The following is a 10,116-nucleotide window of genomic DNA, read 5'->3' as shown; positions in this document are numbered from 1 at the left end:
GGCGCGGCGCGGCGGCGGGGATGAGCGGGCGCGGCGCGGCGGCCGCCGAGGCCGCGACCGCCGCCTTGCCCTCCACGAGCTCCCGGACCTTGTTGATGAGCGCCTGGCTCTCGAACGGCTTCGCGACGTGTCCGTCGGCGCGAGCGCTGCGGGCGCGCGCCTCGTCGAACGCCTCGAACGTGCCGGCGAGCAGCACCACGGGGATATGCGCGAGCGCCGGGTCGGCCTTCACCGCCTCGCACACCTCGTAGCCGTTCCGCTTCGGCATGACGACGTCCGCGAGGATGACGTCCGGGCGGAGCTCGCGGGCACGCGCGATCGCGTCCTCCCCGTTGCCCACGGCGACGACCTGGTAGTCCTCGTTCGCGAAGGTGATGCCCACGACCTTCTGGATCGTGATGGAGTCGTCCGCGAGGAGCAGGTTCTTGGGCATCGGCGATCCCGGGGAGCGGAGGGGGGGAAAAGACCGTAACCAGTAACGCCGCGATCGTACGAATGTCAACATTCGCGAGGCTTTACGGGCTCCTGGCGACGATCCGCGGGTGCGCACACCGGCGCCGCGAGGCCCCGCGCGGCTACATGCCGAACACCGCGTCCCAGGGCGGCCGCGTGACGTCCTCGCCGCCCTCGGCGACGCCCACGACGCGGTCGGCGACGACGCCCACACCGGCGCCCCCGGCGTCCACGAGCAGCACGGTCCGCCCCTCCGCCGACGGCGGCTCGCCGTAGAGGACGCCCACGTCCACCACCGGGTGGAGCGCCCGCGCGTGGTGGAGGAGGCCGCGGTGCGACGGCGGCGTGAGCGGGACCTTCGCGACGCGCGGCGCCTCGAGGATCTGGACGAGCATCGACAGCGGCACCGCGTAGGTGCGGCCGCCGCGGGCGAAGCGGAGCTCCCGCTCCGTCCCGGCGGAGAGGCCTCCCTCGGGCGGCGGCGGGAGCTCCTCCGCGGGCTCGAGCGGCGCGAAGCCCAGCGTCGAGACGGCGAGCTCGAGGGCGAGCTCGCCGCGCGCCACGATGGCGCCGGCGAACGGCGACGGCTGGGGGAGCGGCGTGTGCGCCGGGAGCTGGAAGACCTCCGCCTCGGCGAGGTCGACGATCCCGTGCAGCGCCTCGACGCGCAGCGCGACGCGCGCCGGCCCCTCGGTCACGAGGGCGAAGCCCGAGCCGCCCGCGGGGAGCCCGAGCACGGTCGAGACGTACGCGGTCGGGACGGGCTCGCCGCGGACGCTCACCTCTCCCGCGTCCGGCGGGACCGCGAGGATCTCGCGCACGTGCGCGAGCCGGAGCGCGAGCCGCACGCCGCCCGCCGAGAAGAGCAGCGCCTTGCGATCGGACGCGAGGGAGCGCACGGGCCTCATGATACGATGAAGGGCCATGGGACACGCCGTCCTCCTCGTCGACGACGAGCGGTTCGCGCGCACCGTGTACGCGGACTACCTCCGCGCGGCGGGCTACGACGTCGAGATCGCGGACGGCGCGGACACCGCGCTCGCCCAGCTCGCGCGGCGTCGCTTCGACGTCCTCCTCACCGACGTCATCCTCCCCGGCCCCCAGGACGGCCTCGAGCTCCTCGACGCCGCGAAGCAGCTCGACCCGGGCATCGGCGTCATCGTCATCACCGCCCTCGACAAGGTCGACCCCGCCGTCCGCGCGATGCGCGCCGGCGCGAGCGACTACCTCGTGAAGCCGGTGACGCCCGAGCAGCTCCAGGTCGCGGTGCAGCGCTGCCTGTCCATGCGCGAGGTCCTCGCCGAGAACCGCTCGCTCCGCGAGCACCTGCGGCTCTTCGAGACGGGGCAGCGCATCGCGGGCACGCTCGACCGCGACCGGCTCGTCCCGATGGCGCTCGCCGCGCTCTCCGCGCAGTGCGTGACGCCCGCCTGCGCGCTCCTCGAGCCCGCGGCGGGCGGCTGGAGCCTCGCCGGCGCGCACGGGCTCGAGCGGCGCGAGGCGGAGGCGGTGCTCGAGGCGGCGCGGCCCGCGCTCGCCCGGATCGGGCGCGAGCACGCGGTCGAGGTGCGCGCGCCCGAGGGCGTCGGGCCGGACGGGCACGACCGCGTGGTCTGCGTCCCCGTCGCCGACGAGGGCGAGGTGCTCGGCGCCGCGGCGGTGCTCGTCACGGGGCCGCTCTCGGAGGAGTGCGCCGAGGGCGCCGCGTTCCTCGCGCGCCACCTCGGCCTCGCGCTCACGAACCTCGGCCGCCTGCGCAAGGTCGAGCACCTCGCGTACCTCGACGACCTCACCCACCTCTACAACACGCGCTACCTCGAGGTGGCGCTCCAGCGCGAGCTCGGCGGCGGGCGGGCCTTCTCGGTCCTGTTCATGGACCTCGACCACTTCAAGGCCGTGAACGACCAGCACGGGCATCTCTCCGGCTCGCGCCTGCTCGTCGAGGTCGGGCGCGTCCTGCGCGCGTGCGTGCGCGAGGAGGACGTCGTCGTCCGCTACGGCGGCGACGAGTACGTCGTCATCCTCGCCGGCATCGACTCGGGCGGCGCGCTCAAGGTCGCCGAGCGCATCCGCCGCGCGATCGAGGACCACCGCTTCCTCTCCCACGAGGGGCAGCGCGTCCGCGTCACGGCCTCGATCGGCCTCGCGAGCTTCCCGGAGCACGCGTCCGCGAAGGCCGAGCTGCTCGACCTCGCCGACCGCGCGATGTACCGCGGGAAGCGCTCGAACCGGAACGTCGTGTACATCGCCTCGAAGGACCTGCCGCCCGTCCCCGCGGGCGAGCGCGAGCGGGCGTAGCACCCCTCCCGAGAAACACACGGGGCCGAGAGCTCTCGCCCTCGGCCCCGCTGACGACGACACCCAGTTTCCGCCCGGCAGAGCGCGTAGTAACGGTTGCCCTCGTCATCCGGGGCGCGGCCTCTCTCCCGACGCCGCGTCCCGTATTCGCGGTACATACCTGGTCCGTGACGGACCGTCAATGCGCCGCGCGTCACCCGAGCGAATCCGCGAGGTTGCGGCAGCTTTAATAATCCATGTCCTCCATCCCACCCATCCCGCCCCCGGGCGCGGCCGCGGACTTCTTCTTGGGCTTCTCGGCCACCATCGCCTCGGTCGTGAGGAGCAGGCTCGCGACCGACGAGGCGTTCTGGAGGGCGGTGCGGGAGACCTTGGTCGGGTCGATGACGCCCGCCTTCACGAGGTCCTCGAACACCTCGGTCGCCGCGTTGAAGCCGTGGGCGCCCTTGCCGTCGTTGATCTTCGCGACCACCACGGCGCCGTCCCAGCCGGCGTTCTCGGCGATGCGGCGGGCCGGGTACTCGAGCGCCTTCTGGACGATGGCCACGCCGAAGCGCTGATCGCCCTCGGGGACGCTGAGCTTCTTCAGCGCCTGGAGCGAGCGGAGGTACGCGACGCCGCCGCCGGGGACGATGCCCTCCTCGACGGCCGCGCGGGTCGCGTGCAGCGCGTCCTCGACGCGGGCCTTCTTCTCCTTCATCTCCGTCTCGGTCGCCGCGCCGACGTTGATCACCGCCACGCCACCGACGAGCTTCGCGAGCCGCTCCTGGAGCTTCTCGCGGTCGTAGTCGGAGGTGGTCTCCTCGATCTGCGCGCGGATCTGCTTGATGCGCGCCTCGATGTCCGCGCGCTTCCCCTCGCCGTCCACGATCGTGGTGTTGTCCTTGTCGATCGTGATGCGCTTCGCCCGCCCGAGGTCCTTGAGCCCGAGCTGCTCGAGCTTGATGCCGAGCTCCTCGGCCACGACGTTGCCCCCGGTGAGCGTCGCGATGTCCTTCAGCATCTCCTTGCGGCGATCGCCGAAGCCGGGCGCCTTCACCGCGGCCACGTGCAGCGTGCCGCGCAGCTTGTTCACGACGAGCGTCGCGAGCGCCTCGCCCTCGACGTCCTCGGCGACGATGAGGAGCGGCTTGCCGGAGCGGGCGACCTGCTCCAGCACGGGGATGAGGTCCGCCATCGCCGAGATCTTCTTCTCGGTGATGAGGATGTACGGGTCCTCGAGCACGGCCTCCATGCGATCCGGGTTCGTGACGAAGTAGGGCGAGGCGTAGCCGCGGTCGAACTGCATGCCCTCGACCACCTCGAGCGTCGTCTCGAGGCCCTTCGCCTCCTCGACGGTGATGACGCCCTCCTTGCCCACCTTCTCCATCGCCTCCGCGATGATGTTGCCGATCGTCTCGTCCCCGTTCGCCGAGATGGTGCCGACCTGGGCGATGTCCTTCTTGCCCTGCGTGGGCTTCGAGAGCTTCTTGAGCTCGGCGACGATGACCTCGACGGCGCGGTCGATGCCGCGCTTCAGATCCATGGGGTTGTGGCCGGCGGCGACGAGCTTCAGGCCCTCCTCGTAGATCGCGCGCGCGAGCACGGTCGCGGTGGTGGTGCCGTCGCCTGCCTTGTCGGAGGTCTGGGACGCGACCTCGCGAACCATCTGCGCGCCCATGTTCTCGAACTTGGGCTCGACCTCGATCTCCTTCGCGACGGTGACGCCGTCCTTGGTGATGGTCGGAGAGCCGAAGCTCTTCTCGATGACGACGTTGCGGCCCTTCGGGCCGAGCGTCACCGCGACCGCCTCGGCGAGCGTCTGGACGCCGCGGAGGATGGCCTCGCGGGCCCCCTGGTGGAATGCGATCTCCTTGGCCGGCATGGGCGAAGGCTCCTTTGTCGAAAATCCGTGTGGTTTCGCTGAATTCACCCGGTCTGCGCGCTGGCAGTCGCCCCGGGCGGCCGCTAAGATAACCGTGAGCGGACCTCGGTCAAGCGGGCTCCCGGGCCCCGTCGTCGACCGCTCTCCGGGTGAACACGCGCCATCCCCACGCGGGGGATCCCGGTTTGACAGGCGGCCGCCCGGCCGTTACTGCCGCGCCCGTGAGCCACCGCCGAGAGGAGCGCTGACATGTCCCCTGCCCGCCCGGATCCCGGGGAGGCGCTCGTCGAGGCCGCCGGCGACGCCTTCGAGGACGGCCGCTTCGAGGACGCCCTCGCGCGCGCCGAGGAGGCGCTGCGCGCGTCGCCGCGGTCGGTCGCCGCGCTGCAGTACCGCGCCGCCGCCCTCGCGGAGCTCGGGCGCGCGGAGGACGCCCGCGAGGCGTACGAGGCGGCGCTCGCGGTGGGCAAGGACGACCTCGACCTGCTCCTCGGCGCGGCCGACTTCCACGTGAACGGCGGCGGCGAGGACGACGGCGACCGCGACCGCGTCGAGCGCGGCCTCGAGCTCGCCCGGCGGGGAGCGCGGCTCGCGCGGAAGGCGGGCGAGGCCGCGCTGGTGGGCGAGTTCGCCTGGCTCGAGGGCGCGGGGCTGAGTCAGCTCGGCGAGTCGCGCGCGGCGCTCGAGAAGCTGGCCGAGGCGGAGGCGGCGCTCCCCGACGCGATCGAGGTGAAGGTCGAGCAGGGGTTCGCGCTGTACGAGCTCTGCCGGTTCGACGAGGCGCGCGCCGCGCTCCTCCGAGCAGAGGCCCTCGATCCGGACGAGCCCTGGACGCAGCACCACCTCGGCCTCGTCGCCGAGCGGCAGGGCGCGCCCGACGAGGCGCGGCGCCGGTTCGCCCGCGCGCGGAGGCTCGACCCGGAGGGCTTCCCCGAGCCGATCGCGCTCTCGCCGCGCGCGTTCGACGAGGCGGTCGAGGCCGCGCTCGCCTCGATCCCGGAGCAGGTCCGGCGCTACCTCTCGAACGTCGCGATCACGGTCGAGGACCTCCCCGCCGACGACGACCTCCGCGCCTCCGACCCGCCCCTCTCGCCCGCCATCCTCGGCCTCTTCCGCGGCGCGCCCTACGGCCAGAAGGTCTCGATGGATCCCTGGAGCCACCTGCCCTCGGCCATCGTGCTCTTCCAGAAGAACCTCGAGCGGTTCGCGCGCAGCCGCGACGAGCTCATCGAGGAGATCGGCGTGACGCTCGTCCACGAGGTCGGGCACTTCCTCGGCCTCGACGAGGACGAGCTGTGGGCGCGCGGGCTGGATTAGGCCGGAGGCTACCGGCGGCTCTCGAGCGCGCCCGGCCCCTCGAGGTCGAACAGCTGGATGGGGCTCCTCCGCGAGCCCCACAGCCCCGCGCCGACCTGGAAGAAGTGGCGCTCGAGCCGGCTGCGGTACCAGGCCCCGCTCCGCACGTGGATCTGCGTGTCCGACTTCTCGAGGTCCAGGATCGGGAGGTCGCTCCGCGTGACGGCCTCGAGGTAGAGCAGCCCGCGGGACATGCGGCCGATGTTGTCGAGCGCGCGCTCGGCCGCGGCGTCGTCGAGGTACTGCAGCACGCTGTGGCAGACGACGAGGTCGAACCGCTCCCGGGCGCGCCAGCGGGAGATGTCGCGCAGCTCGTGGCCGTAGCGCTCGCAGGCGTACGGCGAGACCTCGATGGAGCGGTACCTCACCCCGGGCCGGTGGCGGCGGAACCAGCTGCGCCACAGCCCCGTCCCGGCGCCCACGTCGAGCACGGAGCGGAGCTCCACGCCGAGCCACGCGGCGAGGCCGTCCACGCCCGCCGCCAGGCGCGCGATCTCGCTCGCGGAGTGGGTCTTTCCTGGCCCGCCGTAGAACCGGCGGTAGTAGCGGGCGTCGAAGCGCGTGGGCGCGGGCATGGGGCCGGTACTTAACCCGCGCCGCGGCGCGCGATCCAGCGCCGCGCCGCGTTCCCCTCGCGCGAGCGCGCCCGCTCCGGCGCTCGGGACGCCGTCACTCGCCCTCGGGTCAGCCGCGCGGCCGCGCCTCGAGCGCCTTGCGCGCCTTCCAGGCGTCGATCGCGGCGCGGATGCGCGGCACCGCCTCGCGCCCGGCCTGGATGCCGGCGAGCATGCAGTCCTTCTTCTTCGTGAAGTCGAGCATGCCCACGCCGCCCACCTTCGGCTGGACGAGCACGTCCGCGCCCTGCCGCCGGAACCCGACGTTCACGGCGAACATGATGTCGGACGCCTGGAGGATGACGTCCACGACGTTCTTGATGTTCGTGTTCCCGACGTCGGCCCCGATGTCCACCGCGATGACGAGGTCCGCTCCCTTCGCCTTCGCCACGTCGATGGGGATGTTGTCCACGACGCCGCCGTCCACGAGGAGCTTGCCCTGGTGCTCCACCGGCTCGAACACGCCGGGGATGGCCGAGGACGCCCGCACCGCGCGCGCCACGGAGCCCTTGTCGAGCACCACGGTCTGGCCCCAGTTCAGGTCGGCGGCCACGGCCGCGAAGGGGACGCGGAGCTGCTCGATGTCCCGCTGCTTCACGCTCTCGCGGACGAACCGCTCGAGCTTCTCGCCCTTCGCGTAGCCCATCCCGACGACGGCGTTCACGAGGCCGAAGTCGAAGAGGTCGTCCCGCTCCAGCCTGAACGCGGTCCACTCGAGCTCGAAGCTGTCCTTGTGGCTCGCGTAGAGCGCGCCGATGAGGCTCCCGACGCTCGTCCCGACGACGAGGTCCACCGGGATGCGCTCCTGCTCGAGGACGCGGATCACGCCGATGTGGGCGAAGCCGCGCGCGGCGCCTCCGCCGAGGACGAGCGCGATGCGCGGCTCGGGGACCTTGGGCGACGGGGGGATCGCGACGAGCGGGGGCTGGCGCTCGGTGACGAGCGCGGGCGGGGCCGCGGTGCGGCAGGCGGCGAGGAGCAGGACGGCGGTGGCGAGGAGGCGGCGCATGCCGGTGAAACATAGCGGATCGGCGGGAAAATTGACCCCTTCCGGACGATATCGCATCGTCCCCTCGAATGCCCCCGGTCATCGAGTCGATGGAGCTGGCGCAGGTCGTCGCCGAGGCCGCGGACATCGCGGCGAGCGTCAACCAGAAGCTCACCAGCGCTCACCAGCTCCTCGCCTTCTTCACCGTCCCGAACCGGGCGGAGATCCTCCTCAAGGAGCGCGGCATCGACGAGGACCGGATCCTCGCGGCGATGACCGGGAAGCCCAAGGAGGCGGAGGGCGTCCTGCGCGACCTGCGCGAGCGGTCGCGCGAGGTCGCGGAGTCGGTCGGCGCGGAGGAGGTCGACTGCCTGCACCTCCTCATCGCCATGGGCCGGGTCCGCGCGAGCGCCGCCCACCAGCTCCTCGGCGCGTGCGGGCTCCAGCTCTCGACCCTGCGGAACGTCGCCCTCTCCTACTTCACTGCGCGCATGCCCCGCCGGCTCCGCGAGCTGCAGCCGGTGCAGGTGCGCCCGGCGCAGCCGGTCGTCCCGCCGCGGCGGAGCGAGGCGCGCGGCCGGACGGCGGATCCGAGGCGAGACGGCGAGCTCGAGGCCGACCTCGAGCAGGCCCTCGGGAACGCGACCCCGACGTCCGCCTCGACCCCCGCCCCGACCTCGACCCCCACCCCGACCTCGACCTCGACCCAGACCTCGACCTCGAGCCGTGCCCCCTCCGCTCCCCGCGCCCGCCGCTCCCCCCACGCCCTCGACCCCAAGGAGTTCCCCTGGCTCGCGCAGCTCGGGCGGAACCTGACCGAGCTCGCCGCCTCGGGGCGGCTCGATCCGCTCGTCGGCCGCGAGCAGGAGGTCGAGGAGGCGATCGACGTCCTCGGCAAGCGCCGCACGAACAACCCGCTCCTCGTCGGCGAGCCCGGCGTCGGCAAGACGGCCATCGTCGAGGGGATCGCGCAGCGGCTGCTCGCGAGCGCGCGCGACCGCGTGGTCGTCGAGATCGACATGGCGAGCGTGGTGGCCGGGACGCAGCTCCGCGGCGCGTTCTCGGAGAAGCTCCTCGGGATCCAGGAGGAGGTGCGCCGCGCGGCGGGCCGGGTGGTCGTCTTCATCGACGAGATCCACACGCTCATGGGCGCGGGCGCGACGGGCGAGGGGCCGCAGGACGCGGCGAACGAGCTCAAGGCGGCGCTCGGGCGCGGCGAGTTCCCCTGCATCGGGGCCACCACCCACGACGAGTACCGCCAGCACATCGAGAAGGACCCCGCGCTCGAGCGCCGCTTCACGCCGGTGCTCGTGCGCGAGCCGTCCATCGCCGACACGGTCACGATCCTGCGCGGGCTAGCGCCGCGCTACGAGAAGCACCACCGCGTGCGCTTCGCGGAGGGCGCGCTCGAGGCGGCCGCCTCGCTCTCGGCGCGCTACGTCACGGATCGCTTCCTGCCCGACAAGGCGGTCGCCGCGCTCGACCTCGCCGGCTCCCGCGCCTCGCGCGCAGGCGCGGCCGAGGTGGACGCCGCGGACGTCGCCCGCACCGTCGCGAAGATGGCGGGCATCCCCGAGTCGCGGCTGCTCGCCTCCGACCGCGAGCGGATCCTCGGGCTCGAGGCGGCCCTCCGCGCGCGGGTGGTCGGCCACGCAGCCGCCATCGCTCGCGTCGCGGCGGTGCTGAAGCGGAACTTCGCGGGCTTCGCGACCCGCCGGCCCATGGGCTCGTTCCTCTTCCTCGGACCGACCGGCGTCGGGAAGACCGAGCTCGCCCGCGCCCTCGCCGACGCGCTCTACGGGGCGCGCGACGCGCTCGTCCAGCTCGACATGAGCGAGTGCGCCGAGACCACCGGGGTCGCCCGGCTCGTGGGCGCCGCGCCCGGGTACGTCGGCTACGGCGAGGGCGGCCAGCTCACCGACGCCGTCCGCCGCAGGCCGGCCTCGGTCGTCGTGCTCGACGAGATCGAGAAGGCGCACCGCGACGTGCAGATGCTGCTCCTGCAGATCCTCGAGGAGGGGCGGCTCACCGACGGCCGCGGCCGCCAGGTCGACTTCTCGAACACCGTCGTCATCCTCACCTCGAACCTCGGCGCCGAGGAGGCGACGCGCACCTCCACCGGCGCGATGGGGTTCGGCGCCGCCGAGCGCGTCCTCCCCCGCGAGGACCGCGTCCTCCAGGCCGCCCGCGGCGCCGTGCCGGCGGAGCTCTGGAACCGGCTCGACGAGCGCGTCTCGTTCTCGGCGCTCTCGCGCGCCGACGTGGCCGAGGTCGCGCGGCTCCTGCTCGCCGACTCCTCCCGCCGGCTCGAGGCGGAGCGGAAGATCCGCTTCGAGGCGACCGACGAGGCGATCGCGTTCCTCGTCGAGAACGGCGGCTTCGACGCCGCGCTCGGCGCGCGCCCGATGCGCGGCGCCATCCAGCGGCACGTCGAGGCGCCGCTCGCCGAGAAGATCCTCGCCGGCGAGCTCGCGCCGGGCGACGTCGCGCTCGTGGACGCCGGCAGCGGCGCGCTCAGGATCTCGCGCGCGCCGCGCCGCTGA

8 protein-coding genes are annotated in these 10,116 nt (G+C 73.5%); 3 read left to right on the top strand and 5 right to left on the bottom strand.

The genetic code is table 11. From position 1 onward, the window contains the following. On the bottom strand, positions 1–433 hold a 433-nt coding region (locus MLV88_RS21750; RefSeq protein WP_243338681.1), incomplete at its 3' end, for a response regulator. Between the two features lie 142 nt (positions 434–575). Further along, the gene (locus MLV88_RS21745) at positions 576–1,352 is read right to left on the bottom strand and encodes a chemotaxis protein CheW (protein WP_242340865.1); all 777 of its coding nucleotides are present in this window, start codon (positions 1,350–1,352) and stop codon (positions 576–578) included. A 25-nt stretch (positions 1,353–1,377) separates the two neighbouring features. Between MLV88_RS21745 and MLV88_RS21740 the strand changes: the two genes are divergently transcribed. Continuing rightward, positions 1,378–2,751 (top strand): GGDEF domain-containing response regulator, encoded by a 1,374-nt coding sequence (locus MLV88_RS21740; protein ID WP_242340866.1) that lies wholly within the window; start codon positions 1,378–1,380, stop codon positions 2,749–2,751. 226 nt (positions 2,752–2,977) lie between these two features. Here MLV88_RS21740 and groL read toward each other — a convergent pair whose 3' ends face one another. After that, entirely contained in the window at positions 2,978–4,615 is a 1,638-nt protein-coding gene (groL, locus tag MLV88_RS21735) for a chaperonin GroEL (RefSeq protein ID WP_242340867.1), read from the bottom strand. Between the two features lie 249 nt (positions 4,616–4,864). Here groL and MLV88_RS21730 point away from each other — a divergent pair, with 249 nt between their 5' ends. Next, a complete protein-coding gene (locus MLV88_RS21730) occupies positions 4,865–5,932 on the top strand; it encodes a metallopeptidase family protein (RefSeq protein WP_242356572.1) in 1,068 nt (355 codons plus the stop codon). An 8-nt stretch (positions 5,933–5,940) separates the two neighbouring features. Here the strand turns inward: MLV88_RS21730 and MLV88_RS21725 are convergent, their stop codons facing one another. Together MLV88_RS21725 and MLV88_RS21720 are read right to left on the bottom strand one after the other, a co-directional pair. After that, positions 5,941–6,546 carry a class I SAM-dependent methyltransferase gene (locus tag MLV88_RS21725; RefSeq protein WP_243338680.1) on the bottom strand — a complete coding sequence of 202 codons (606 nt, stop codon included), beginning with the start codon at positions 6,544–6,546 and terminating at the stop codon, positions 5,941–5,943. Positions 6,547–6,655: 109 nt separating this feature from the next. Next, the gene (locus tag MLV88_RS21720) at positions 6,656–7,594 is read right to left on the bottom strand and encodes a patatin-like phospholipase family protein (protein ID WP_277957128.1); all 939 of its coding nucleotides are present in this window, start codon (positions 7,592–7,594) and stop codon (positions 6,656–6,658) included. 68 nt (positions 7,595–7,662) lie between these two features. Here MLV88_RS21720 and MLV88_RS21715 point away from each other — a divergent pair, with 68 nt between their 5' ends. Next, positions 7,663–10,116 carry an AAA family ATPase gene (locus MLV88_RS21715; protein ID WP_242372213.1) on the top strand — a complete coding sequence of 818 codons (2,454 nt, stop codon included), beginning with the start codon at positions 7,663–7,665 and terminating at the stop codon, positions 10,114–10,116.

This window comes from Anaeromyxobacter soli (assembly GCF_022808855.1).
GTDB classification, from domain to species: domain Bacteria; phylum Myxococcota; class Myxococcia; order Myxococcales; family Anaeromyxobacteraceae; genus Anaeromyxobacter; species Anaeromyxobacter soli.
This window is presented reverse-complemented; position numbering and strand designations above follow the sequence as displayed.

Bases quoted from the DNA above. Each gene is read 5' to 3' on its own strand.
- MLV88_RS21740 (WP_242340866.1), top strand. From the start codon at position 1,378: ATGGGACACGCCGTCCTCCTCGTCGACGACGAGCGGTTCGCGCGCACC.
- groL (WP_242340867.1), bottom strand. From the start codon at position 4,615: ATGCCGGCCAAGGAGATCGCATTCCACCAGGGGGCCCGCGAGGCCATC.
- MLV88_RS21730 (WP_242356572.1), top strand. From the start codon at position 4,865: ATGTCCCCTGCCCGCCCGGATCCCGGGGAGGCGCTCGTCGAGGCCGCC.
- MLV88_RS21725 (WP_243338680.1), bottom strand. From the start codon at position 6,546: ATGCCCGCGCCCACGCGCTTCGACGCCCGCTACTACCGCCGGTTCTAC.
- MLV88_RS21720 (WP_277957128.1), bottom strand. From the start codon at position 7,594: ATGCGCCGCCTCCTCGCCACCGCCGTCCTGCTCCTCGCCGCCTGCCGC.
- MLV88_RS21715 (WP_242372213.1), top strand. From the start codon at position 7,663: ATGCCCCCGGTCATCGAGTCGATGGAGCTGGCGCAGGTCGTCGCCGAG.